The 24,365-nt window shown below is 65.7% G+C and carries 20 protein-coding genes and 1 pseudogene; 19 read left to right on the forward strand and 2 right to left on the reverse strand.

Annotated elements, in window-relative coordinates; genetic code table 11:
- Window positions 1-342 precede the first annotated feature (342 nt).
- The 6 genes from DNK34_RS17135 to DNK34_RS17160 all read left to right on the forward strand — a co-directional run bounded on the left by DNK34_RS17135 (window position 343) and on the right by DNK34_RS17160 (window position 7,674).
- Entirely contained in the window at window positions 343-1,074 is a 732-nt protein-coding gene (locus DNK34_RS17135) for a carbonic anhydrase (protein WP_131176192.1), read from the forward strand.
- A gap of 165 nt (window positions 1,075-1,239) precedes the next feature.
- The gene (locus DNK34_RS17140) at window positions 1,240-2,769 is read left to right on the forward strand and encodes a SulP family inorganic anion transporter (protein ID WP_131176191.1); all 1,530 of its coding nucleotides are present in this window, start codon (window positions 1,240-1,242) and stop codon (window positions 2,767-2,769) included.
- A 702-nt stretch (window positions 2,770-3,471) separates the two neighbouring features.
- A complete protein-coding gene (gene coxB / locus DNK34_RS17145) occupies window positions 3,472-4,596 on the forward strand; it encodes a cytochrome c oxidase subunit II (RefSeq protein ID WP_131176190.1) in 1,125 nt (374 codons plus the stop codon).
- 4 nt (window positions 4,597-4,600) lie between these two features.
- Window positions 4,601-6,226 (forward strand): cytochrome c oxidase subunit I, encoded by a 1,626-nt coding sequence (gene ctaD, locus DNK34_RS17150; protein WP_131176189.1) that lies wholly within the window; start codon window positions 4,601-4,603, stop codon window positions 6,224-6,226.
- Window positions 6,219-6,776: a cytochrome c oxidase assembly protein gene (locus tag DNK34_RS17155; RefSeq protein ID WP_131176188.1), complete on the forward strand. Its 558-nt coding sequence runs from the start codon at window positions 6,219-6,221 to the stop codon at window positions 6,774-6,776. Before ctaD ends, DNK34_RS17155 begins: the two co-directional genes overlap by 8 nt.
- A 10-nt stretch (window positions 6,777-6,786) precedes the next feature.
- Window positions 6,787-7,674: a cytochrome c oxidase subunit 3 gene (locus tag DNK34_RS17160; protein WP_131176187.1), complete on the forward strand. Its 888-nt coding sequence runs from the start codon at window positions 6,787-6,789 to the stop codon at window positions 7,672-7,674.
- A 121-nt stretch (window positions 7,675-7,795) separates the two neighbouring features.
- Here DNK34_RS17160 and DNK34_RS17165 read toward each other — a convergent pair.
- A pseudogene (locus DNK34_RS17165) lies at window positions 7,796-7,933 on the reverse strand (DUF2909 family protein); the annotation flags it as partial.
- Window positions 7,934-8,261: 328 nt separating this feature from the next.
- Here DNK34_RS17165 and DNK34_RS17175 point away from each other — a divergent pair.
- From DNK34_RS17175 to DNK34_RS17200, 6 genes are all read left to right on the forward strand, one after another.
- Window positions 8,262-9,047 carry an SURF1 family protein gene (locus DNK34_RS17175; RefSeq protein ID WP_131176275.1) on the forward strand — a complete coding sequence of 262 codons (786 nt, stop codon included), beginning with the start codon at window positions 8,262-8,264 and terminating at the stop codon, window positions 9,045-9,047.
- Entirely contained in the window at window positions 9,022-9,603 is a 582-nt protein-coding gene (locus DNK34_RS17180) for a hypothetical protein (RefSeq protein ID WP_131176184.1), read from the forward strand. Before DNK34_RS17175 ends, DNK34_RS17180 begins: the two co-directional genes overlap by 26 nt.
- Before the next feature lie 66 nt (window positions 9,604-9,669).
- Window positions 9,670-10,719, forward strand: coding sequence for a COX15/CtaA family protein (locus tag DNK34_RS17185; RefSeq protein ID WP_131176183.1), 1,050 nt, complete (start codon window positions 9,670-9,672; stop codon window positions 10,717-10,719).
- Window positions 10,720-10,730: 11 nt separating this feature from the next.
- A complete protein-coding gene (gene cyoE / locus DNK34_RS17190; RefSeq protein WP_131176182.1) occupies window positions 10,731-11,618 on the forward strand; it encodes a heme o synthase in 888 nt (295 codons plus the stop codon).
- Window positions 11,619-11,767: 149 nt separating this feature from the next.
- Entirely contained in the window at window positions 11,768-12,403 is a 636-nt protein-coding gene (locus tag DNK34_RS17195) for an SCO family protein (RefSeq protein WP_131176181.1), read from the forward strand.
- 140 nt (window positions 12,404-12,543) lie between these two features.
- On the forward strand, window positions 12,544-13,071 hold the full coding sequence (locus DNK34_RS17200; protein ID WP_131176180.1) for an REP-associated tyrosine transposase: 528 nt from the start codon (window positions 12,544-12,546) through the stop codon (window positions 13,069-13,071).
- 188 nt (window positions 13,072-13,259) lie between these two features.
- Here the strand turns inward: DNK34_RS17200 and DNK34_RS17205 are convergent, their stop codons facing one another.
- Window positions 13,260-13,685, reverse strand: a complete 426-nt coding sequence (locus DNK34_RS17205; RefSeq protein WP_131176179.1) for a VOC family protein — start codon at window positions 13,683-13,685, stop codon at window positions 13,260-13,262.
- A 106-nt stretch (window positions 13,686-13,791) separates the two neighbouring features.
- Between DNK34_RS17205 and DNK34_RS17210 the strand changes: the two genes are divergently transcribed.
- The 7 genes from DNK34_RS17210 (at window position 13,792) to DNK34_RS17240 (ending at window position 24,299) form a co-directional block, all read left to right on the forward strand.
- Window positions 13,792-14,658: a LysR family transcriptional regulator gene (locus DNK34_RS17210; RefSeq protein ID WP_131176178.1), complete on the forward strand. Its 867-nt coding sequence runs from the start codon at window positions 13,792-13,794 to the stop codon at window positions 14,656-14,658.
- Between the two features lie 59 nt (window positions 14,659-14,717).
- Window positions 14,718-15,221 (forward strand): RNA polymerase sigma factor, encoded by a 504-nt coding sequence (locus tag DNK34_RS17215; RefSeq protein ID WP_131176177.1) that lies wholly within the window; start codon window positions 14,718-14,720, stop codon window positions 15,219-15,221.
- Between the two features lie 90 nt (window positions 15,222-15,311).
- The gene (locus DNK34_RS17220) at window positions 15,312-16,289 is read left to right on the forward strand and encodes a FecR family protein (protein WP_131176176.1); all 978 of its coding nucleotides are present in this window, start codon (window positions 15,312-15,314) and stop codon (window positions 16,287-16,289) included.
- A 1,062-nt stretch (window positions 16,290-17,351) separates the two neighbouring features.
- Complete coding sequence (locus DNK34_RS17225) at window positions 17,352-20,351, forward strand: TonB-dependent hemoglobin/transferrin/lactoferrin family receptor (RefSeq protein WP_165497323.1); 3,000 nt, start codon at window positions 17,352-17,354, stop codon at window positions 20,349-20,351.
- Between the two features lie 114 nt (window positions 20,352-20,465).
- Complete coding sequence (locus tag DNK34_RS17230) at window positions 20,466-21,029, forward strand: heme acquisition protein HasA (protein WP_165497322.1); 564 nt, start codon at window positions 20,466-20,468, stop codon at window positions 21,027-21,029.
- A gap of 190 nt (window positions 21,030-21,219) precedes the next feature.
- Window positions 21,220-22,977 (forward strand): type I secretion system permease/ATPase, encoded by a 1,758-nt coding sequence (locus DNK34_RS17235; protein WP_131176173.1) that lies wholly within the window; start codon window positions 21,220-21,222, stop codon window positions 22,975-22,977.
- Window positions 22,977-24,299, forward strand: a complete 1,323-nt coding sequence (locus DNK34_RS17240; protein WP_131176172.1) for an HlyD family type I secretion periplasmic adaptor subunit — start codon at window positions 22,977-22,979, stop codon at window positions 24,297-24,299. Before DNK34_RS17235 ends, DNK34_RS17240 begins: the two co-directional genes overlap by 1 nt.
- Window positions 24,300-24,365: the final 66 nt, after the last annotated feature.

The following is a 24,365-nucleotide window of genomic DNA, read 5'->3' on the forward strand; positions in this document are numbered from 1 at the left end:
TGGGATCTGCCAGGCTGGTCACGCTCGAATTGCGCCGGGGGCGACGCTCCTACGCGGGTGATGTCCACCGCATTCCGCTGTGGGAGCCGCGCCCCCGCGGCGAATGGCAGCCATGACGCGATCTGCCGGGCTGGTCACGCTCGATTCGCGCCGAGGACGACGCGCCTACATGGGCGACGTCCATGTGGGAACTGCTCCCCGCAAAGTACCGTCATAGAGCCTGCTATTAAGTTTCAGTTAAGTCTCCTGGATTAGCCTGATCGCCAATATGACCAATCGGTCATATTGCGAATTGCCACCATATGGCAAGTCACCATCACAGGACTGAGACCAGGAGGAAGCATGAGCGAGCGCATCCGTTCGATCCCATCCGCCACCGCCGGGAAAGCCGCAAGACCGAGCGCCGACGAGGCCTTCCACGCCTTGCTCGACGGGTTCCGCCGCTTTCGCCGCGATGTCTTTCCCCAGCAGCGCGCGCTGTTCAGCAAACTGGCGCGTCAGCAGAATCCCCGCGCCATGTTCATCACCTGCGCCGATTCGCGCATCGTCCCCGAACTGATCACCCAGAGCGAGCCGGGCGACCTGTTCGTCACCCGTAACGTCGGCAACGTGGTACCGCCCTACGGGCAGATGAACGGTGGCGTGTCCACCGCCATCGAGTACGCGGTGATGGGCCTGGGCGTGCAGCACATCATCATCTGCGGCCATTCCGACTGCGGCGCGATGAAGGCCGTGCTCGACCCCGAGACCCTGGAGCGCATGCCCACGGTCAAGGCCTGGTTGCGCCATGCCGAAGTGGCGAAGACCGTGGTCGCCGACAACTGCGGCTGCGCCGACCATTCGACGCTGGGCGTACTCACCGAGGAAAACGTGGTGGCCCAGCTCGACCACCTGCGCACCCACCCCTCGGTGGCCGCGCGCCTGGCCAGCGGCCAGTTGTTCATCCATGGCTGGGTGTACGACATCGAAAGCTGCGCCATACGCGCCTATGACGCCGAGCGTGGCGAGTTCCTGCCCCTCGATGGCGATACCGCCCCCACGGCAAGCCCGCGAGCGCGCTACCTGGCGTCGTGAGCGTTGCCGACAGGACGTCACCCGGTGGCCATGAATCGACCTGCGGGCCAAGCGCCCGCCAACAATCGACAGCCTGTTTCAGGGTTTTGACTGCCTACCTGCCAGACGGCAAGCACAGCTTGTCGTCCTGACCTTTCGTGCGCCGTACCCGCAGGAGACCGCACCATGACCCTAGCTTCCTTCAAGTCCGCGCTACCACGGGATGCGCTTGCCTCCATCGTGGTCTTTCTCGTCGCCCTGCCGTTGTGCATGGGTATCGCCATCGCCTCCGGCATGCCGCCGGCCAAGGGACTGGTCACCGGCATCATCGGTGGCCTGGTGGTCGGTTGGCTGGCCGGTTCGCCGCTGCAGGTCAGCGGCCCGGCCGCCGGCCTCGCCGTGCTGGTCTTCGAGCTGGTGCGCAGCCACGGTGTGGCCATGCTCGGGCCGATCCTGCTGCTGGCCGGGGTGCTGCAACTGCTGGCCGGTCGTTTGCGCCTGGGCTGCTGGTTCCGCGTGACCGCCCCCGCGGTGGTGTGCGGCATGCTCGCCGGCATCGGCGTGCTGATCGTGCTCTCGCAACTGCATGTGATGTTCGATGTGAAACCCCAGGCGTCCGGCCTGGACAACCTGCTCGCCTTTCCCGAGACCCTGCGCCAGGCGCTTCCCGGCCTCGGCTCCGGCAGCGGCTTGGCGGCGGCATGCCTGGGTCTCGGCACCATCGCCTGCATGGCCCTGTGGGACAAGCTGCGCCCGCAGTCATTGCGCTTTCTACCCGGTGCCCTGCTCGGCGTGGCGCTGGCGACCCTGGCCAGCCTGTGGCTCGACCTGGCGGTGGCCCGCGTCCAGGTGCCCGCCACGCTGAGCGATGCCATCGACTGGCTGCAGCCTGCCGACCTGCTGCGCATGGCCGATCCACAGCTGTTGCTGGCCGCCGTGGTGGTGGCTTTCGTCGCCAGCGCGGAAACCCTGCTGTCCGCCGCGGCGGTGGACCGCATGCACAACGGCGCGCGCTCCAACCTCGACCGCGAGTTGTCCGCCCAGGGGATGGGCAACATGCTCTGCGGCCTGCTCGGCGCCTTGCCGATGACCGGGGTGATCGTGCGCAGTTCGGCCAATGTCCAGGCCGGCGCGCGCACGCGCATGTCGGCGATCCTGCACGGCGCCTGGCTGCTGGCGTTCGTCATGCTGCTGCCCGGCGTGCTGCAGAGCATCCCCATCGCCTGCCTGGGCGGGGTGCTGGTGTACACCGGCTGCAAACTGGTCGACATCAAGGCCATGCGCAACCTGGGCCGTTACGGCCGGGCGCCCGTATTGATCCATGCCGCCACGGCCCTGGGGATCGTCGCCATCGACCTGCTCAGCGGGGTGCTCATCGGCTTCGCCCTGACCCTGGTCAAGCTGGCCTGGAAAGCCTCGCGCCTGAAGATCAGGCTGACCCGCCTCGGCCCGGACGAGGCCGAGCTGCACCTGAGCGGCGCCGCCACCTTCCTCAAGGTGCCGAAGCTGGCCAGCGTGCTGGAAAGCGTCGCCCCGACCACCCACCTGCACGTGCCCCTGACGCGACTGAGCTATGTCGATCATGCCTGCATGGAACTGCTCGATGACTGGGGCCGCGCCGCCCGCCAGCAGGGCGGCGCCCTGCACATCGAACGACACGGCCTCAACCGGCGCCTGGAAGGGCGCCTGCTGAACCCGAGACGCAGTCCGGTTTGAGGCAGGTCACAAGCTGGAAGCTAGTGTCGTGTCAACCATGAAATGTCGGACTCCCGTGGTTATCGTCTTGATCCCTGGTCAGCAAGAGCCCGTTCGGAATCAGGGTTCGCCAGTAGGAGCGTCGACCCCGGCGCGATGCGATGGTGGCCATGCTGCAAAAACGCGCTATGGCCACGATTCGCCGCGGGGTCGCGGCTCCTACACGAATGTGGCCATGCTGCACGCTTATTGCTGAGTCCGGTAGATACCGCGCGCCCGACATCTGATCTGTGTCGCGACACTAGAAGCGAAGAGCGAAAAAGCCCTTGCCATCGGGTGAGGGCGTCATACGCTGTTCCAGCCTCCAGCCTCCAGCCTCCAGCCTCCCCTATGCCTAAGACGCAATTGGCATATCTTTCCTGTAGTTATACGCGCTCGCTATAACCATGCCTCCCTGGGCGCGCCAGCCCAGGGTTGCCGCGGCGTAGCGCCTCGCTGTCGGCGGCTCTGGCCTGCGTTGCGGGGTACCGGGGCGCGGCTATACTCGAAATCGAAAGGCAGTACCTGATGAGACCGGACGGGCTTCGGCACCAAGGTTTCGACAGCCGTTGCCAGTAGTCACAGTCAGCGCAGCGCCACGGCCCTGCGTCCACCGTAGTGGTAGTCGATCCCTTTCCGCGGGCCTGACCGGCGGGATAACAAGAACGATAAAGGGGAACCCGCATGACGCGACATCCAAGGGTTTGGATGGGTCTGCTGCCGTGCCTGGCATCCGCTTCGGCGCACGCCAGCTGGACGGTCAACATGGCGCCGGGCGCGACCGAGGTCAGCCGTTCCGTGTTCGACCTGCACATGACCATCTTCTGGATCTGCGTGGTCATCGGCGTGCTGGTGTTCGGCGCCATGTTCTGGTCGATGTTCATGCATCGGCGTTCCAAGGGCCGGCAACCGGCGCATTTCCACGAAAGCACCACGGTGGAAATCCTCTGGACCGTGGTTCCCCTGCTGATCCTGGTGCTGATGGCGATTCCCGCCACGCGCACGCTGATCGATATCTACGACTCCTCCGAATCCGAACTCGACATCCAGGTCACCGGCTACCAGTGGAAGTGGCACTACAAGTACCTGGGCCAGGACGTCGAATTCTTCAGCAACCTCACCACCCCGCGCGCGCAGATCAACAACCAGGCGGCGAAGGGCGAGCACTACCTGCTCGAGGTGGACGAGCCGCTGGTGGTGCCGGTCGGCACCAAGGTGCGTTTCCTCATCACCGCCGCCGACGTGATCCACTCCTGGTGGGTACCGGCCCTGGCGGTGAAGAAGGACGCCATCCCCGGTTTCGTCAACGAATCCTGGACGCGCATCGACGAGCCGGGCATCTACCGTGGCCAGTGCACCGAGCTGTGCGGCAAGGATCACGGCTTCATGCCGGTGGTGGTCGATGCCAGGAGCCAGGAGGATTTCGCGGCCTGGCTGGCCGAGCGCAAGGCCATCGCCGCCGCCGAACGTGAGTTGACCAGCAAGGAATGGACGCTCGAAGAGCTCATGGCCCGTGGCGAGAAGGTCTACAACACCGCTTGCGCGGCCTGCCACCAGGCCTCGGGCGAAGGCTTGCCGCCGATGTTCCCGGCGCTCAAGGGCTCGGCCATCGCCACCGGCCCCACCCGGGAGCACATCCATATCGTGGTTGAGGGCAAGCCGGGCACGGCCATGGCGGCGTTCGGCAGGCAGCTGTCGGAGGTCGACCTGGCGGCGATCATCACCTACGAGCGCAACGCCTGGGGCAACAATGTCGGCGACATGGTCACGCCCAAGGACATTCTCGACTTCAACAAGGCGCAGGAGTGACGACATGAGTGCAGTGATCGATCCGCATCCTGCGGATCACGGCCACGCCGACCACCCCCATGGCCCGCCCAGTGGCCTGATGCGCTGGGTGCTGACCACCAACCACAAGGACATCGGTTCGATGTACCTGTGGTTCAGCTTCGCCGCCTTCCTGCTCGGCGGCTCCATGGCCATGGTCATCCGCGCCGAGCTGTTCCAGCCGGGGCTGCAGATCGTGCAGCCGGAGTTCTTCAACCAGATGACCACCATGCACGGCCTGATCATGGTCTTCGGCGCGGTGATGCCGGCCTTCGTCGGCCTGGCCAACTGGATGATCCCGCTGATGATCGGCGCGCCGGACATGGCCCTGCCGCGGATGAACAACTTCAGCTTCTGGCTGCTGCCGGCGGCCTTCGGCCTGCTGATCAGCACCCTGTTCATGGAGGGTGGCGGGCCGAATTTCGGCTGGACCTTCTATGCGCCGCTGTCCACCACCTACGCCCCGGAGTCGGTGACCTTCTTCATCTTCGCCATCCACCTGATGGGCTTCAGCTCGATCATGGGCGCGATCAACGTCATCGCCACCATCCTCAACCTGCGCGCGCCGGGCATGACCCTGATGAAGATGCCGCTGTTCGTCTGGACCTGGCTGATCACCGCTTTCCTGCTGATCGCGGTGATGCCGGTGCTGGCCGGCGTGGTGACCATGATGCTGATGGACATCCACTTCGGCACCAGCTTCTTCAGCGCCGCCGGCGGCGGCGACCCGGTGCTGTTCCAGCACGTGTTCTGGTTCTTCGGCCATCCCGAGGTGTACATCATGATCCTGCCCGCCTTCGGCGCGGTCAGCTCGATCATCCCGGCCTTCGCGCGCAAGCCGCTGTTCGGCTACACCTCGATGGTCTATGCCACCGCGGCCATCGCTTTCCTGTCGTTCATCGTCTGGGCGCACCACATGTTCACCGTCGGCATTCCGCTGACCGGCGAGCTGTTCTTCATGTACGCCACCATGCTCATCGCCGTGCCCACCGGGGTGAAGGTGTTCAACTGGGCCAGCACCATGTGGCGCGGTTCGATGACCTTCGAGGCGCCGATGCTGTTCTCCGTGGCCTTCGTCATCCTGTTCACCATCGGCGGTTTCTCCGGGCTGATGCTGGCCATCGCCCCGGCGGACTTCCAGTACCACGACACCTACTTCGTGGTGGCGCACTTCCACTACGTGCTGGTGCCGGGGGCGATCTTCGGCATCTTCGCCTCGGCCTACTACTGGCTGCCGAAGTGGACCGGGCACATGTACGACGAAACCCTGGCCAAGCTGCATTTCTGGATGAGTTTCGTCGGCATGAACCTGGCGTTCTTCCCCATGCACTTCGTCGGCCTGGCCGGCATGCCGCGGCGCATTCCCGACTACAACATGATGTTCGCCAACTTCAACATGGTGTCCTCCGTCGGCGCCTTCCTGTTCGGCACCACCCAGCTGCTGTTCCTGTTCATCGTCATCAAGTGCATCCGTGGCGGCCAGCCGGCCCCGGCCAAGCCTTGGGACGGCGCCGAGGGGCTGGAGTGGTCGGTGCCGTCGCCGGCGCCCTACCACACCTTCCAGACGCCGCCGGAGCTGGACGAGGAACTGGCGGGGCAGCGCCATGAATGAGTCGCTGCCGATCCGCCGCCTGGTCGTCCGCCTGTCGCTGGTGGTGGTCGGCATGTTCGCCTTCGGTTTCGCCCTGGTGCCGATTTACGACGTGATGTGCCAGGCCTTCGGCATCAACGGCAAGACCGCTGGCGCCTATCGGGCCGGCGCCGGGCCGGTGGACGAGGCCCGTCAGGTGCGCGTGCAGTTCCTCGCCACCAATGCCGCGGGTATGGCCTGGGAGTTCGGCCCCCAGGGCGATGAGGTCACCGTGCATCCGGGGGCGACCACGCAGATGCTGTTCATCGCCCACAACCCGACCGAGCGGCCCATGACCGCCCAGGCCGTGCCCAGCGTGGCGCCATCCAAGGCGGCGGCGTTCTTCCACAAGACCGAGTGTTTCTGTTTCACCCAGCAGGTGCTGCAACCGGGCGAACGCATCGAGATGCCGGTGCGCTTCATCGTCGACCGCGATCTGCCACGCGATGTCCATCACCTGACCCTGGCCTACACGCTGTTCGATATCACTGCGCGCAAACCGCCCGTGGCGCAGGCGACCCCGGCTCCATAAGGAGAACACCATGTCGAGTCATGAGCACTACTACGTTCCGGCGCAGAGCAAATGGCCGATCATCGCCACCTTGGGCATGCTGATCTCGGTGTTCGGCGTGGCCACCTGGTTCAACGACCTCAAGGCCGAGCGCGGCGAATCCCATGGCCCGCTGATCTTCTTCGTCGGCGGCCTGCTGCTGGCCTACATGCTGTTCGGCTGGTTCGGCAACGTCATCAGGGAAGGCCGCAGCGGTCTGTACAGCGCGCAGATGAACCGCTCGTTTCGCTGGGGCATGAGCTGGTTCATCTTCTCCGAGGTGATGTTCTTCGCCGCCTTCTTCGGCGTGCTGTTCTACGTGCGCATGTGGACCGGGCCCTGGCTGGGCGGGGAGGGCAGCAAGGGCATCGCCAACATGCTCTGGCCAGGCTTCGAATACAGCTGGCCGATGCTCGATACCCCGGACCCCAAGCTCTACCCTGCGCCCAGCGGCACCATCAGCCCCTGGGGCCTGCCCTTGCTCAACACCGTGCTGCTGGTCAGTTCCAGCTTCACCCTGACCTTCGCCCACCACGCCCTGCGCGCCGACAAGCGCAAGGCCTTGAAGATCTGGCTGGCGCTGACCCTGCTGCTGGGCGTGGCTTTTCTCGCCCTGCAGGTGGAGGAGTACATCCACGCCTACAGCGAGCTGGGGCTGACCCTGGGCTCGGGCATCTATGGCGCCACCTTCTTCATGCTCACCGGCTTTCACGGCGCCCACGTGACGCTGGGCGCGATCATGCTCACGGTGATGCTGATCCGTGTGCTGCGCGGGCATTTCAGCCCCGACCAGCACTTCGGCTTCGAGGCGGCCAGCTGGTACTGGCACTTCGTCGACGTGGTCTGGGTCGGCCTGTTCATTTTCGTTTACGTGATTTGAGGGCAGCGGCAAGCGGAAAGCTTCAAGCCGCACGCAAGAGCGGGAATACGAATTCGTAGGAGGGGCGGGCCGCGTAGGTGAAACCCATCAACAGCCGTAAGCGAGAAGCGCCAGGCAGGCGCTACCAGGTGACATGGGAGGTCAACTGGCCGCTGAAGAAGCCCCAGGCGACCAGGGCGAGAGTGATGGCGGTGAGGATGACGCGCAGGGTGAGCGAGTTGACCAGGCGAGCGCTGCGGCCCTCATCGCGGATCAGGAACACAGGGTCTGTTGACGTTTCAGCACGACCGCGCCGGAGCCCGTTTTGCCGCGAGGCAAGGCACGAGACGCGAAGTTTAGCGGGCTAAATGAGCCGGCGAGAAACGCAGCATCGCGGCAAAACGGGCCCGGCCCTGTGGGTTGCGCGGGAAATCTCGCCATGCGTTGTTGGAGGACTTGGCAAGGGAACACCATTCCCGGCGTCCTCCGCCTAGCCTGGCGAGATTTCTCGCGGCAACGCGGCTTGCGCTGAAACGTCAACAGACCCTAGGCCCCAGAACAGACTGATGGCGGTGGCAAGCAACATGAGGAGGATGATGACCTTGAGCATGCGTGACTCCCGGACGTTGGCCCTGTCCAGTATAGCCAGCGTGCCCCGGCGCCCGCTTTTCCGCCCCGGCAGGCTGCCCAGCCTGCTGGTGGCGCTGCTGCTGCCGAGCATGATCGGCCTGGGCTTCTGGCAGCTGTCCCGGGCGGCGGAAAAGCAGGAGCTGATCGCCGTCCACGAGCGCCGCATGCTGCAGGCCCCCGTCACAGTCGACGCCTTGCCCGGCATCGAGGATCCGGCCCAGCTGCGGGTGCGCCTGCAGGGGCGCTTCGATGCGCGGCATACCTGGCTACTGGACAGTCGCGTGCGCGATGGCCAGGCCGGGGTCGAGGTGCTGCAGCCGTTTCACGATGACCTCAGCGGCCGCTGGCTGCTGCTCAACCGTGGCTGGGTGGCGTGGCCGGATCGTCGCGTGGCGCCGGCCTTCGGCACACCGGATACGCCCCTGAGCCTGACCGCCAGCGTCTACCTGCCGCCAGGCCGTGGCCTGCAGCTGCAGGACGAGCGCGAGCCGGCCGCCGCCTGGCCGCGGCTGATCGGCCAGGTCGAGCCCGCGCGGCTATGGGCCGAGCTGCGGCGTGACGGCCTGGCTTACGAAATGCGCCTGGAACCGGGCCCGGCGTCGCTGCGCGGCGGCTGGGCGGTGGTGGCCATGAGTCCGCAGAAACACACCGGCTACGCCGTGCAATGGTTCGCCATGGCCGGTGCGCTGACGCTGCTGTTCCTCTACCTCGGTGTGCACAACGCACGGGAGATCCGCCATGCAACCTGCCATCGCCACGCCTGACAGGGCGCCCGGTCGCGGCCGTGGCCGCCTGCAACTGCTGTTGATCCTGGCCATCGTCATCGGCCCGATGTTCCTCGCCAGCGCCATGTACCACCTGCGCTTCTGGGTACCGGAAACGCGCAGTTACCACGGTGCCCTGATCGGCGACGGCAGAACCCTGGCCGATCTCGGCGTGCTCGGCGCGCAGCCGGCGCGCTGGCAGTTGCTGGTGACCGTGCCGGATCGTTGTGACCAGGCCTGCCGGCAATTGATCTTCGCCGCACGGCAGATCCATATCGGCCTGAACCGCGACGTGATCCGCGCCAGCCACGGACTGGCCGTGGCCCGGCCGCTGGACGCCGGCTACGACGCGCAACTGCGCCGCGAATATCCGCAACTGGCGCGCTACGCCCTACAGTTGCCGGCCTATGCCCGGGTGGCCGGCGCGGGCGCAGGCGCGCAGCTGTGGATCGTCGACCCCCACGGCAACCTGGTGCTGCGCTATGACGCCAGCAGCAAGGGCAAAGCGATTCTCGACGACCTGCGTTACCTGCTGAAGGTTTCGCAAATTGGCTGATCACCTGTAACGCTCGGCGCCGGCGCCCTGGGCGGGTGCCCGCGGGGCTGGTTCGGAGGAGATGCGATGACCAAGCGCGGCTATCGACTGGCCCTGTTCGCCACCCTGCTGGCCGTGGTGGTGGTACTGCTCGGCGCCTACACGCGGCTGACTCATGCCGGCCTGGGTTGCCCGGACTGGCCGGGTTGCTACGGTTTCCTCGGCGTGCCCATGAGCGAGCACAAGCAACTGCTGGCCGGCGAGCGCTTTCCCGAGACGCCGCTGGAGGTGGCCAAGGGGTGGTACGAAATGATCCATCGCTACTTCGCCGCCGCGCTGATGCTGCTCGCCGCGGCGCTGGTGGCCCGGGCGCTGCGCCACCGTGGCGAGCCCGGCCAGCCGCTGAAGCTGCCGCTGCTGATCCTCGCCCTGCTGGTGGTGCAGGCGGCGTTCGGCATGTGGACGGTGACCCTGAAACTCTGGCCCCAGGTGGTGACGGCGCACCTGCTGGGCGGCTTCGCCATCCTCGCCGCGCTGTTTCTGCTGACCCTGCGACTGTCCGCCTGGCGCCCGGCGATCACCCCGCTGACCGCGCAGTTGCGCGGCCTGGCCCTGGGCGCATTGCTGCTGGTGATCGGCCAGATCGCCCTCGGTGGCTGGGTCAGCAGCAATTACGCGGCGGTGGCCTGTGTCGACCTGCCGACCTGCCACGGCGAGTGGTGGCCGCGGATGGACTTCGCCAATGGCTTCCACCTGACCCAGCACATCGGCCCCAATTACCTCGGTGGCCAGCTCGACAGCGATGCCCGCACGGCGATCCACATGGCCCATCGCCTCGGCGCGCTGCTGGTGACCCTGGTGCTGGGGCTGCTGGCCTGGCGCCTGCACCGGGCTGGCGATAGCCGCCTGGGCGGCGTGCTGCTGGCGGCGCTGGCGCTGCAGGTCGGCCTGGGCATCGGCAATGTGCTGCTGCACCTGCCGCTGCTGGTGGCGGTGGCGCACAACGCCGGCGGTGCGGCGCTGCTGCTGACCCTGGTGGCCATCAACTACCGCCTGAGCGCCGAACCCGTGGTGGTCGCCGGCGTGGTGCGGCTACCGCTGTGGCGTCATGGGCTTACCGCCTTGCCGGGCAAATGAGGAGTCGCGCGATGAACAGCCTGTCCAAGGTCAGCCAGGCCGGCTGGCGGGATTACCTGGCGCTGACCAAGCCGCGGGTGGTGCTGCTGATGTTGATCACCTCGCTGGTCGGCATGTTCCTCGCCACCCGCGCCGGCGTGCCCTGGACGGTGCTGCTGTTCGGCAACCTGGGCATCGGCCTGTGCGCCGGGGCCGCGGCCACGGTCAACCACGTGGTGGACCGGCGCATCGACGCACTGATGGCGCGCACCCGCAATCGGCCACTGGCCCAGGGCCGCGTAGCGCCGGCCGCGGCGCTGGCCTTCGCCCTGCTGCTGGCGGTCTGTGGCCAGCTTTTGCTGCTGCGTTTCACCAACCCCCTGGCCGCCTGGCTGACGCTGGCCTCGCTGCTCGGTTACGCGGTGATCTACACCGGCTTCCTCAAACGCGCCACGCCGCAGAACATCGTCATCGGCGGGCTGGCCGGCGCCGCGCCGCCGCTGCTCGGCTGGGTGGCGGTGAGCGGGCATGTCAGCGCCGAACCGCTATTGCTGGTGCTGATCATCTTCGCCTGGACACCGCCGCATTTCTGGGCCCTGGCGATCCACCGCAAGGCCGAATACGCCAAGGCCGACATACCGATGCTGCCGGTCACCCATGGCGAGCATTACACCAAGATCCACATCCTGCTCTACACCTGCATGCTGTTCGCCGTTACCCTGTTACCCTATGCGATCCGCATGAGCGGGTTGCTGTATCTGGTCTGTGCGGTGATCCTGGGGCTGCGTTTCCTGCACTGGGCCTGGGCGCTGTACCGTGACAGCCGGCCGCATGCGGCAATGGCGACCTTCACGTACAGTATCTGGTACCTTTTTCTGCTGTTCATCGCCCTGCTGGTCGATCACTACCTGTTCGTATGACCGTTGGTTCGGCCAACCGTTTGCCAGGCATTCGAGCCTGGCGGGCGTCCTCATCCGCCCCGCCCATGCCATGGGCGGGTTCGTCGGTGCCCTGGCCGGGACCGGCGAGCGTCGGCGATCCGCTGTCCAACCTGACCCTCGTTGCCGCCATGACCCGAACCCAAACCACCGTTTTCGTACTCGTCGCCGTCGTCGCCCTGGTGCTCGGCCTGACCGTCAACAAGGTGCTCAACAGCAAGGCGCAGAACGATCCGGCCGCCTTGCTCGATGCCGGTATCGTCCTGCTGCCGCAACACCGTCAGGTGCCGACGCTGGACTTCACCGACCAGGACGGCCAGACCTTCGCCACCGACCAGCTCACGGATCGCTGGAGCCTGCTGTTCTTCGGCTACACCTTCTGCCCGGACATCTGCCCGGCAACCCTGGCCCAGTTGCGCCAGCTGCGTAGCCAGATACCGCCAGAGGCCTGGGACAACCTGCGCATCGTGCTGGTCAGCGTCGACCCGAACCGCGATACGCCCGAGCAGTTGCACAAGTACCTGGGCTATTTCGATGCCGGCTTCGTCGGCCTGACCGGCGAGCCGGACACCCTCCAGCAACTGGCCAATGCGCTGAGCATTCCCTACATCCCGGCCGATACCAGCAAGGAAAACTATACAGTCGACCATAGCGGCAACCTGGCGATCATCGGCCCGGACGGCACCCAGCGCGGCTTCATCCGCGCGCCGATCAACAACGAAAAACTCGCCGCCCAGTTACCCGCCCTGTTGCGCAAGGATGGTTGAGTCGATGGGTTTCACCCATCCTACGTGCTACGAGTCGTAGGATGGGTGAAACCCATCGCACTGCAAAAACTGACCCAAAGTGCGTAGGATGGGTGCAACCCATCACATACTTCAAAACCGACCCAAGGAAGGGAACGTTGATGACTGGCTATCGCCGCCACTACCGCGCAGGCGGTGTGTATTTCTTCACCTTGACGCTCGCCGATCGCCATAGGGATTGGCTGGTTTCCAATATCGATGTCCTACGCCGGAGCGTCCGGGAAGAGCAACGGCGTGCGCCCTTCGCCTTGCACGCCTGGGTGGTACTGCCTGAGCACCTTCACTTGCTGATGCGCCTACCGGATGGCGACAGTGATTTCTCCAACCGGCTACGGCGCATCAAGGGCAATTTCTCCCGCCAGATTCCCTTGCCCGCGCACAGGCGGCAAAGCCTGCTAGGCAAGGGGGAGCGCGGTATCTGGCAACGCCGATTCTGGGAGCATGCCATTCGTGACGAAGAGGATTGGCAGCGGCATATCGATTACATTCATCACAACCCGGTCAAACATGGAATGGTGGATCGGGTACGCGACTGGCCGTATTCATCCTTCCATGCCTATGTGCAGCGAGGGGACTATCCACTGGATTGGGGATGGGCAGCGGAAGAGGACATCCCGGCCGGGGAGTAAGTTATGGCGCTATTGATGGGGCGGGCCGCGCAGGTGAAACTCATCATGCATTCCCCGCCATGCCCGTGTGGTACCAGGGCCATTGCCCACAGGATTGCGCATGGGCAAATGGGATTTGGCGGCTTTGATGGGTTGCACCCATCCTACAGTCCGTAGGATGGGTGCAACCCATCGCTTGAACCAAAGACCTACTTGGCGAACAACTGGCCGATATCCTTGAAGGCCTTGAATTCCAGGGCGTTGCCGCAGGGGTCGAGGAGGAACATGGTGGCCTGCTCGCCCACCTGGCCCTGGAAGCGTACGTAGGGCTCGATCACGAACGCCGTCTGCCGTTCCCGCAGGCGCTGCGCCAGGGCTTCCCAGGCCGGCCATTGCAGCACCACGCCGAAATGTGGCACCGGTACGTCGTGGCCGTCCACCGGGTTGCTGTGGGCCGCTTCCTGATACGCCATCTTCGGCGCTTCGTGGATCACCAACTGGTGGCCGAAGAAATCGAAATCCACCCAGTGGTCGCTGCTGCGGCCTTCGGCGCAGCCGAAGATCTCGCCATAAAAGTGTCGTGCCTTGGCCAGGTCGTAGACCGGGATGGCCAGGTGAAACGGGGACAATGCCATATTCAGGCTCCTTCAGTCGGTACCGGTCGATTTTAGGGTTAATGATTTCGATTGAAAGCGAATATTATTACGCTCGAGCTCAAATAAAATTGATCAGACGTCCGCCATGCTCCGTGAACTGAAAACCTTCATCGCCGTCGCCCGCCACGGCACCTTCGCTGCGGCGGGGCTACGGGTCGGCCTGACCCAGTCCGCCGTGAGCGCGCAGATGCGCGTGCTGGAACAGGGCCTCGGCGTGCGCCTGTTCGACCGCAGCGGACGCAGCGCGGTGCTGAGCGCCGCTGGCCGTCACGCCCTGCCACTGGCCGAGCAGATACTTGGCCTGTACGCACGGATGGCCGCGCCCACCGCCCTGGCGGAATGGCGGGGCGAATTGAAGATCGGTGCCATCGCCAGTGTGCAGACCGGCCTGCTGCCCGAGGCGCTGGTGCGTTTCCGTAGCCAGGCGGCCCAGGTCGAATTGAAACTGGTGCCCGGGGTTTCCCTCGATCTGCTCGGTCAGGTGGATGCCGGTGAGCTGGATCTGGCCGTGCTGATCCGTCCGCCCTTCGAGCTGCCCAAGGAATTGCTGCAGATCGAGCTGGTGCGCGAACCTTTCGTGCTGATCGCCCCGCCCGATCTGCCGGGAGACGACCCGCTGCAACTGCTGCGTGAACAGCCGTTCGTACGCTACGACCGGCGTTCCTTCGGCGGCCGCCAGGTCGAGCGCTTTCTGCGCGAGCAGCGCCTGACCCCGAACGAGGCGCTGGAGCTGGATGAACTGGAAGCCATCGTGCGCATGGTCGAGTGCGGCCTGGGCGTTTCCCTGATTCCACGGGCCGGGCTGTGGTGCCAGCGGCCTTCGGCCCTGCGCGTGCTGGAGCTGGGCGAGCTCGGCTTTCATCGGCAATTGGTGGCGATTCTGCGCCGGGCCCAGCGTCAGCCCGCCCTGGAATGGCTGCTGCAGTGCCTCAGAAGGGAAAATGACAATTGAAAATTATTCTCATTGGTCGTTAAGATGCGGCTCCGTCCCGCTCAGGTCAGGTGCGTCGATTGTCGGATCTGGATATCAAAGGCCTTTTCCAGCAGCACGCCAGGGCGCTGCAAAGCTTCCTGCTGCGCAAGAGTCGTGATCCGCAACTGGCGGCCGACCTGGTGCAGGAGAGTTTCCTGCGCCTGACCGAACAGGCCCGGCGCGACCAGATCGACAACTCGCCCGCGTACCTCTACCGCACCGCCCGCAACCTGTTGATCGACCATCGCCGCCAGCAGGAGCGACGCCGGACGGATCTGGTGAGCGAGGATGTGCTCAATGCTGTCGAAGATGAGGTCGACAGCCTGGAAGACACGACCGAGAGGCAGCAACGTATGGAGCTGTTGCAGCGTGCGGTTGCCGAACTACCGCCGCGAACCCGCGAAATCTTTCAGCTCAACCGGATCGACGGCCTGACCCATGCCGAAGTCGCCCGGCGCCTGGCGATCAGCGACAGCTCGGTGCAGAAGCATCTGTCCAGGGCGCTGGCGCACGTCATGGCGCGCCTGGTCGAACGGCCGTGAACGGCAAGGGTGCCGGTGTCGGCAAGCGCTTTTACGGTAAAAGTGCCGCTCAGGCGTCATTACCCCTATAAGAGAAACCGAGAGCACGACGTGAATAGCCCAGACCTGCAGGATCGCGGGATACGCCAGGCCGCCGCCGAGTGGACGGTGCGCATGAGCGACTCGCCGCTTAGCGAGGACGAGCAGCAGGCGCTGCGGGCCTGGCTCGCCCTCGACCCGCGCCATGCCGAGGCGTTGCGCTTCGCCCGTCAGACCTGGGGCGATCTGGCGGCCCTGCCGGTTGCCGCGCAGGGGGCGCCACGTCGCGCGCCGGCCGCCGCCGTTGCCGTGGCGCGTCCACGCCGGCGGCGTGCGCTGCGCTGGCTGAGCAGTGCTTCGCTACTGCTGCTATTGGCAGGGTTCGGCTGGTTGCAGGGCCCGGCCCTGTACCTGCCGCTGGTCGCCGATCACCTGACCGCCAGCGGCGAAGTGCGCACGGTCGAACTGCCCGACGGCAGCCAGGCGACCCTCGACGCGCGCAGCGCCATCCGTCTCGATTACACCGCCCAGGCCCGCCGTGTGGAACTGCTGGCCGGCTCGGCGATCTTCCAGACCGCCCCCGTGGGCAGGCATGAATCACGGCCCTTCATCGTCGACAGCGCCGGCGGCAAGGCCCAGGCCCTGGGTACCCGCTTCCTGGTCAGCCGCGATGACGCCGAGCAGGCCTGGGTCGGAGTCATGCAGCACCGCGTCGCGGTCAGCAAGCACAGCCACAGCCTGATCCTCGAAGAAGGGCAGAGCGCCCGTTACGACGCCGATGGCCATATCGAGCGCCTCGACCTCGACCTGGCGCGCGCCAGCAGCTGGCAGCGCGGGCTGCTGATCTTCGACCAGGTGCCGCTGGCGCAGGTGGCGCAGCAGCTCAACCGCTACCGCGACGGGCATATCCTGATCGCCGACGGCCAACTGGCGCAACGCAAGGTCAGCGGCGTATTCCGCCTGGACTCGCTGGACGGCGCCGTCGCCACCCTGACCGGCGAACTGCACGCCCGGCATACCGACCTGCTCGGTGTCAGCCTGATCTACTGAGCGCCGATGCCTGCCGCGCTCAAGGGGCGAGCGTAGCAGCCGGGGGGCGCCTGGCCCTTGCCGGCGTTGCTGGGTCGGACGACGAGCCGTGCTTGGCCTGCAGGAAGCCTTCGAAATCAAAGAGCGCGCTGCTTGTCGTCTTCCATTCGGCGGATTACGCCTTCGGCCAATACGCCCTACGGGATTCAGAATTGCCAGATTCGTGTAGAAGCCGCGACCTCGCGGCGAATCGCGGCCATAGCGCGATTTCTGCAACATGGCCACCATCGCATCGCGCCGGGGTCGGCGCTCCTACATGATCGGTGGTTTGCCGCGACCCCGTAGCCGCGCCCCCGCGGCGAATCGTGGCCATAGCGCGATTTCTGCAACATGGCCACCATCGCATCGCGCCGGGGTCGGCGCTCCTACATGATCGGTGGTTTGCCGCGATCCCGTAGGAGCCGCGACCTCGCGGCGAATGGTGGCCATAGCGCGATTCTTGCGGCATGGCCGCCAGCGCATCGCGCCGGGGTCGGCGCTCCTACATGATCGGTAGTTTGCCGCGATCCCGTAGGAGCCGCGACCTCGCGGCGAATGGTGGCCATAGCGCGATTTCTGCAGCATGGCCGCCAGCGCATCGCGCCGGGGTCGGCGCTCCTACATGATCGGTGGTTTGCCGCGATCCCGTAGCCGCGCCCCCGCGGCGAATGGTGGCCATAGTGCGATTTCTGCAGCATGGCCGCCAGCGCATCGCGCCGGGGTCGGCGCTCCTACATGATCGGTGGTTTGCCGCGATCCCGTAGGAGCCGCGATCTCGCGGCGAATGGTGGCCATAGCGCGATTCTTGCGGCATGGCCGCCAGCGCATCGCGCCGGGGTCGGCGCTCCTGCGTGTGAACCCTGACTCCGCGATCTGCTGGGCCACCCGTAGGGCCGTCTCCCGGCTCTCCACCGTTTGCAAACGCCTGTGAAAAAAACTCGAAAATTCCTTACTGAGTTTTCCGGGCTGGAACGTCTTGCCTATTGATAGTGATTTTCATTACTGGAAATACACATAAGAAGCAGGGCAATGGGGAGCGAGGGAATGAGTCATCAAGTAGCCAGGACACTGCGAGCGCGCCGCTCCGTGCGCCTGGCCGGCAGTCTGGTGGTAGGCGCGACGCTCGCCTTCAGCGGCGCAGCCTGGGCACAGCAGGCCGCCAGCAGCGCGGCGCAGGCCAGCGCCAGCACCGAGCAGGTCGATTTCGATATTCCCGCGCAGCCGCTGGGGAGCGCTGTGATCGCCTTCGCCGAGCAGGCCGGGATTCAGGTGTTCTTCGACAGCAGCAAGCTGGCCGGCCTGCACAGCCGCGAACTGCAGGGCCGGCACTCCGCCCAGCAGGGCCTGGATCTGCTGCTCGGCGGCCTGCCGGTCAGCTACAGCTTCACCGGCGAGCGGCGGGTGAATCTGGAACGGGTGGTGGAGGTGGGGGGGACCCTGGAGATCCAGGCCACCACTATCGAGTCGACCCAGGACATCGGCAATGAATGGATCTACCAGGCGCCGCGTTCGGTCAGCGTGATCACCCGCGAGCAACTCGACCGCAACCCACCGCGCCACGCCGCCGACATGCTGGTCGAGACCCCAGGCGTGTACAGCGCGGTGAGTGCCCAGGACCCCGGTCTGTCGGTGAACATCCGCGGCATGCAGGACTTCGGTCGGGTCAATACCATGATCGATGGCATGCGCCAGAACTTCAACGAGAATGGCCACCAGCAGCGTAACGGTCAGTTGTATGTCGATTCCGAACTGATCAGCAGCGTGGTGATCGAGAAGGGCCCGCGTTCCGACGTTACCGGCGCCACGTCGATTGCCGGCAGCGCCAACTTCGGCACGCTGAATGTCGACGATATCATTCTGCCGGGCCAGGACACGGGCGTACGCCTGCGCGGCATGACCGGCCTGGGCGGTTACGGGAATGGCGTGAATTTTATCGGCAGCGCCGCGGTGGCCGGCCGCCTGGGCGACAACCTGGAACTGCTCGCCGCCCGCAGCCGCCGCAGTTTCGGTGACTATGCACCGGGTTCGCGGCGGGAGAACTTCGATTTCCTCACCTCCGGCGTGCAGGACGGCCTGGGCGGCGTGACGCAGGTGGTGGATCGCATCAAGTTTTCCGACCAGGAGCAGGACTCGGAACTGTTCAAGGGCCGCCTGATCCTGACGCCGGAGCAGTCCCTGCAGTTCACCTATGTCGGCACCGACCTCAGCTACAACAACGTTTCGGATCGACGGGTGACCAGCGCGGTGGATGGTTCGGTCATCGACGGTGAAGAAGCCTGGGCCAAGTTCGGCGATGCCAGTGCGCGCTCGCAGTCCTTCGGCCTGGACTACACCTATGACCCGGATTCGCCGTGGATCGATCTGAAGGCCAAGGTCTACTACGTCACCACCGAGAACCAGCGTGACACCGCCGCCGGTCGTCCGATCGTCACCGATGGCGTGAATATGACCGAGACCGCCTGGCGTCTGGGCTACTGCCGGCAGAACCCGATCCCGACGTCCTGGGTGGAGGCATGCGAAGCGGGTCTGGGCAACGAGAGCGAGACGCGCATCGATACCTATGGCTTCACCCTGGACAATACCGCGCGCTTCGCCCTCGGCGGTGTCGAGGGCTTCAGCTTCAACCACGGCCTGGAGTACTACCAGGACAAGGGCACCTCCAAGACCCGCAGCGATTACCAGGGTGAAACCATCGCCTCGGCGCAGAACACCCTCAACCCCAATGGCAAGCGCAGCATCGCCAGCGCCTTCGGCAGCCTGACCTTCGAGACCGAGCAGGTGACCCTTTCTGCCGGCCTGCGTTACGACAGCTACTGGCTGAAGGGCAAGACCCAGCTTCCGGTAACCGACTGGAACTATCGCTCGCGCGCGGAACTGGTTCAGAGCAACATAGAAACGCAGTTGCAGACCTATATCGCCAATTGCGCGAATCCGAACCTCTCGGATCGCAATCGGCAACGGGCCTGTGATGCCATACCGACATGGCAGGGCTACCTGGCGGCAGGCCCGGAGAGCGCGCCTTTCTACAATAATGGCCAGTATGCGCCGACCTGGGTGTCCAGTCCGGGCCTGCGCGAGTATCGCGTGGATGAGCACCTGGACAAGTTCCTGCCCACCCTTTCCGCAGCCTATCGTCCGGCCGACTGGCTGGAGCTCTTCGCCAACTGGGGCAAGTCCTGGCGTCCACCGGCCCTGACCGAGTCGCTGATGCAGGGCTCGCACCCCGGCGACCCCTTCGCGCGGATGTACCCCAATCCCTATGCCGATCCGGAAACCTCGCGCAGCTGGGAGGTGGGCTTCAATGTCGAGCATGTCGGGCTGATTCGCCCCGACGATCGTTTCCAGGCCAAGGTCGCCTACTACGACACCCGGGTCGACAATTACCTGATCACTTCCATGGTCAATACCCTGCCGGGTCGTACCGGTGGCCTGGGCAATACCCTGTTCGTCAACAACCAGGTGCCGATGAACTTCCGTGGCATCGAGTTCGAGCTCGATTACGACGCCCGGCGCTGGTACACGGGGGTCAACTACACCCATGTGATCGGTGGCGACAACGACATCTGCCAGAAGGTCTACCCCTTGGGCAGCGACTACAAGGTCGAGGACATGCCACGCGAGGACGGCAGCTATTCGGACTTCCATAACGAAGCCATCGCCGCCGGCTATGCCTCCTACGAGGCCTACCTGGATGCCCAGGAATCCTGCGCCGGCGACATATTCGGCATGAACAGCGCGCGTAACCTGCCCATGGATCGCGGCAGCTGGGTGGTCGGCACCCGCTGGTTCAACGAAAGCCTGGAACTGGGCGCCCGGCTGAACTACAGCGCCGCCGGCGGCCCGGAAGACTGGGACTACGACCTGTGGCCCAGCTATGTCACCTGGGATCTGTTCGCCAGCTACCGGGTCAGCCGCAACCTGCTGCTGCGCGCCACGGTCGAGAACATCCGCGACCGCAGCTACGTCAGCGGCTACTCCGACATCTTCACCAAATCCTATGGCCCGGGCCGCACCGTCATGGGCGGTTTCGAGCTGCAGTTCTGACAGTGGCCACTGCCTTCGACGGCCACTGTGGAACCGTGCTGAACATAGCGCGGAAACCGGCATCGAGCGATGCCACCCAGCCGGCGAGACTTCGCCGAACAAGGAGAGAGAAAGATGGCAATTTCCTACAGCTACAACAGTAACTACTTCCCCAGTACGTTCACCGGCGGTGACCTTGAGGATCTGCTGCTGGCTTTCCAGGATGTGGGTGTAGATGGTGAACATCCGGCCAACACCGGTGGTTTCTACACCAACGGCGTGAGTTCCGGTCTCTCTGGCGATACCTATGCATTTGCCAATACCGGCACCAATTTCGCTTTCTCGGCCGTTGGTGATCTGGCCTACAACTTCAGCGCGCACGCGCTCTACGGCACCCTCCAGCAACTGACCCTGGGTGGCGGCCTGAATGCGGATGGCACCGTGTCGAGCGCCTTCATCACCTTCGACTTCGGCACCACCCCGCTGGTCGCCACGGCGGCGGAAGGCCGTGACAATGCCGTACACGATGTGATCTGGGGCCTGATGAACGGCTCGGTGGAAGGCGCCACCGACAGCGCCGGCACGCCGAACGACGGTGGCCTGCTGGCCGTGCTGGACGCGGCCGGCCTGCTGGACGACGTCATCGTCACCACCGGTTCGGCTGCTTTCAGCGAGTCCGAGCTGCTGCTGGCGGCCTGATCGTCGGGCAATGAAAAGCGAACGGAATGTACCATCCCGTTCGCTTCGGTAACGCCGTCACGGCCCGTGTTTTCCAAGGCCCAGGTCGTGGCGGTCAAGGATTCTGAGTGTTGCCCGGGTGGCCGTCAATGGCCGTGGGCGGCACCGCCAGGCGCCGTGCGCCTCTTCTTTCCGCCAAGGAGCGTCTTGCATGCGCGCGCCCGTCCCCGCGTCTGCCAACGAGATACTTCAGGCCCTCCGGGCCTGCCGGTCAGGCCTGATCCATGTCGGCCTGTTCTCCGCCGTGATCAACCTGCTGATGCTGGCGCCTGCGCTCTACATGTTGCAGGTCTACGACCGCGTGCTCGCCTCCGGCAATGTCATGACCCTGCTGATGCTGACCCTGATCGTGGTCGGCCTGTTCGTCTTCGCCGGAGCGCTGGAGTGGATCCGCAGCCTGCTGGTGATCCGCCTCGGTACGCAGCTGGACATGCGCCTCAATGCCCGGGTGTTCGAGGCGACCTTCGAGGCCAACCTGAGCAATGGCCGGCAGACCTCGGCCCAGGCCCTGAGCGACCTCACCAGCCTGCGCCAGTTCGCCACCGGCAGTGCCTTGTTCGCCTTCTTCGACGCGCCCTGGTTCCCGGTCTACCTGGGCGTGATCTTCCTGTTCAGCCCCTGGTTGGGCCTGCTGGCCCTGGCGGGTGCTCTGGCGCTGCTGGCGTTGGCCTGGCTCAACCAGCGCCTGACCCGTGCGCCACTGGCCGAGGCCGGGCGGCTGTCCATCGCCGCCAACCAGCAGGCCGCTGGCCATCTGCGCCAGGCCGAAGCCATCGAGTCCATGGGCATGTTGGCGGCGTTGCGCCGGCGCTGGTTCAGTCTGCACGCCGGCTTTCTCGGCCAGCAGAACCTGGCCAGCGAGAAGACCGCGGTGTTCAGCGCCTGGTCGAAGTACCTGCGTCTGGCCCTGCAATCGCTGGTGCTGGGCCTGGGCGCCTGGCTGGCCCTGACGGACCTGATCACCCCGGGGATGATGATCGCCGGTTCGATCCTGATGGGGCGGGTACTGGCCCCCATCGATCAGGTGCTCGGCGTCTGGCGGCAGTGGAGTCATGCGCGGCTGGCCTACGAGCGCCTGTCGACCCTGCTGCGGGCGCACCCTGCGCGCGAGGCCGGGATGCCGCTGCCGGCGCCGAGCGGTGCGCTGCGTGTCGAGCAACTCAGCGCCTTCGCCCCGGGCACGCGCACGCCCTGCCTGGTGAACCTGGGGTTCGCCCTGGAGGCGGGCGAAGTGTTGGGCGTTATCGGCCCTTCCGGTTCGGGCAAGTCGTCCCTGGCCCGCCTGCTGGTGGGCGTCGCCACGCCGCAGGCCGGCAAGGTACGCCTGGATGGCGCCGACCTGCAGCAGTGGGATCGGGCGGCCCTTGGCCCGCACATCGGTTACCTGCCCCAGGACGTGCAACTGTTCGCCGGCAGCATCGCCGAGAATATCGCCCGTTTCGCCGAGATCGAGCCGGACAAGGTGGTGGCCGCGGCACGGATGGCCGGTGTCCATGACCTGATCCTGCAACTGGCCGACGGTTATGACACACGGCTGGGCGAGGGCGGCCAGGGCCTGTCCGGCGGGCAGAAGCAGCGCATCGGCCTGGCCCGGGCGCTGTACGGCCTGCCTGCGCTGATCGTGCTCGACGAGCCCAATTCCAATCTCGACGAGGCCGGTGAGCAGGCGCTGCTGGCGGCCATCGCCGAGGCCAGGAAGCAGGGGCGTACCCTGGTGCTGATCGCCCACAAACCGTCCCTGCTGGTCGGCACCGACAAGCTGCTGGTGCTGCGCGACGGACAGCAGCAGGCATTCGGCCCGGCACAGCGGGTGTTGCAGGAGTTGCAGCAGAAGGCGGCGCCGGCCGCGGCCGTGCGCCCGGCACCGTCGTACGGCATGAACTACAGCCAGCGGGGAGTGGCCCTCTGATGCACAGCAACGTACAGAGCGCGGCACCCCTGGCCGATGTCCTGCCCCTCGATGAACGCCGCTACACGCGTATGGGCGGCTGGCTGCTGGCGCTCGGTTTCGGCGGTTTTCTGCTGTGGGCCGCCCTGGCCCCGCTGGACAAGGGCGTGGCGGTCAGCGGCAACGTCGTGGTGGCCGGTAACCGCCAGGCGGTGCAGCACCCTTCCGGCGGTGTGGTGCAGCGCCTGCTGGTGCGTGATGGCGACCAGGTCGCGGCCGGACAGGTGCTGATCCGCATGGATGCTACCCAGATCAGCGCCCAGCGCGAGTCGCTGTTCGTCCAGCACCTGGGTGCCCTGGCCAGCACCGCGCGCTTGGAAGCCGAGCGCGACGGCCTGGAGGAGATCGTCTTGCCCCCTTCCCTGAGCAGCGACGACCCACGTGCGGTCGCGACCCTGGCGCTGCAGCGGCAACTGCTGAGCAGTCGCCGGGCGGCCTTGCGCCTGGAACTGGATGGGCTGCGCGAAAGCATCGCCGGGAGCCAGGCGATGCTCGAGGGCCTGCGGGCCGCCAAGGTGCACAAGGAAGAACAGCGCGCGAGCATGCAGGCCCAGTTGCAGGGCCTGCGCGAACTGGCCCGGGAGGGCTACGTGGCGCGCAACCGGCTGTTGGAGAACGAGCGCCTGTATGCCCAGCTCAACGGTGATATTTCCGAGGATCTCGGCAACATCGGCCGCACCCAGCGGCAGATTCTCGAACTGCGCCTGCGTGCCGCCCAACGCGCCGAGGAGTATCAGCAGGATGTGCGTCAGCAACTGGCCGATGCCCGGCTGCAGGCCGAGGACCTGGGCAGCCGCCTGCGTGGCGTCGAGTTCGAGCTGGCGCACACCGAGGTACGCGCCCCGGTGGCCGGCACCGTGGTCGGGCTCGATGTGTTCACCGAGGGTGGGGTGATTTCACCGGGGCAGATGCTGATGGAGATCGTCCCGCAGGATGCGCCGTTGCTGGTCGATGCCCGCGCGCCGGTAGAGCTGGTGGACAAGCTGCAACCGGGGCTGGATGTGGAACTGCTGTTCGTGGCCTTCAACCAGAGTCGTACGCCACGGGTCAACGGCAAGGTCACCCTGGTCTCCGCCGACCGCCTGCTCGACGAAAAGACCGATCAGCCCTATTACCGTCTGCGGGTGCAGGTGGATGAAGACGGGCTGCGCCAGTTGCAGGGCCAGCAGATTCGTCCCGGCATGCCGGTGGAGGCATTCGTGCGCACCGGCGAGCGCTCGCTGCTCAACTACCTGTTCAAGCCGTTGACCGATCGTACCCACATGGCGCTGGTGGAAGAATGAACGGGTCGATGAGCGTTCGTCCGGCCAGGCCCGGACGCGGCGGGCAACGCTGCGTGCTCCGCTGGT

The organism is Phytopseudomonas dryadis (assembly GCF_004327355.1).
GTDB lineage: Bacteria > Pseudomonadota > Gammaproteobacteria > Pseudomonadales > Pseudomonadaceae > Aquipseudomonas > Aquipseudomonas dryadis.

Excerpts from the sequence above, each read along its gene's own strand:
- DNK34_RS17175 (WP_131176275.1), top strand. The coding sequence starts at position 8,262 with ATGCGTGACTCCCGGACGTTGGCCCTGTCCAGTATAGCCAGCGTGCCC.
- DNK34_RS17205 (WP_131176179.1), bottom strand. The coding sequence starts at position 13,685 with ATGGCATTGTCCCCGTTTCACCTGGCCATCCCGGTCTACGACCTGGCC.
- ctaD (WP_131176189.1), top strand. The coding sequence starts at position 4,601 with ATGAGTGCAGTGATCGATCCGCATCCTGCGGATCACGGCCACGCCGAC.
- DNK34_RS17140 (WP_131176191.1), top strand. The coding sequence starts at position 1,240 with ATGACCCTAGCTTCCTTCAAGTCCGCGCTACCACGGGATGCGCTTGCC.
- DNK34_RS17225 (WP_165497323.1), top strand. The coding sequence starts at position 17,352 with ATGAGTCATCAAGTAGCCAGGACACTGCGAGCGCGCCGCTCCGTGCGC.
- DNK34_RS17210 (WP_131176178.1), top strand. The coding sequence starts at position 13,792 with ATGCTCCGTGAACTGAAAACCTTCATCGCCGTCGCCCGCCACGGCACC.
- coxB (WP_131176190.1), top strand. The coding sequence starts at position 3,472 with ATGACGCGACATCCAAGGGTTTGGATGGGTCTGCTGCCGTGCCTGGCA.
- DNK34_RS17160 (WP_131176187.1), top strand. The coding sequence starts at position 6,787 with ATGTCGAGTCATGAGCACTACTACGTTCCGGCGCAGAGCAAATGGCCG.
- DNK34_RS17185 (WP_131176183.1), top strand. The coding sequence starts at position 9,670 with ATGACCAAGCGCGGCTATCGACTGGCCCTGTTCGCCACCCTGCTGGCC.
- DNK34_RS17155 (WP_131176188.1), top strand. The coding sequence starts at position 6,219 with ATGAATGAGTCGCTGCCGATCCGCCGCCTGGTCGTCCGCCTGTCGCTG.
- DNK34_RS17230 (WP_165497322.1), top strand. The coding sequence starts at position 20,466 with ATGGCAATTTCCTACAGCTACAACAGTAACTACTTCCCCAGTACGTTC.
- DNK34_RS17235 (WP_131176173.1), top strand. The coding sequence starts at position 21,220 with ATGCGCGCGCCCGTCCCCGCGTCTGCCAACGAGATACTTCAGGCCCTC.
- DNK34_RS17195 (WP_131176181.1), top strand. The coding sequence starts at position 11,768 with ATGACCCGAACCCAAACCACCGTTTTCGTACTCGTCGCCGTCGTCGCC.
- DNK34_RS17135 (WP_131176192.1), top strand. The coding sequence starts at position 343 with ATGAGCGAGCGCATCCGTTCGATCCCATCCGCCACCGCCGGGAAAGCC.
- DNK34_RS17180 (WP_131176184.1), top strand. The coding sequence starts at position 9,022 with ATGCAACCTGCCATCGCCACGCCTGACAGGGCGCCCGGTCGCGGCCGT.
- DNK34_RS17200 (WP_131176180.1), top strand. The coding sequence starts at position 12,544 with ATGACTGGCTATCGCCGCCACTACCGCGCAGGCGGTGTGTATTTCTTC.
- cyoE (WP_131176182.1), top strand. The coding sequence starts at position 10,731 with ATGAACAGCCTGTCCAAGGTCAGCCAGGCCGGCTGGCGGGATTACCTG.
- DNK34_RS17240 (WP_131176172.1), top strand. The coding sequence starts at position 22,977 with ATGCACAGCAACGTACAGAGCGCGGCACCCCTGGCCGATGTCCTGCCC.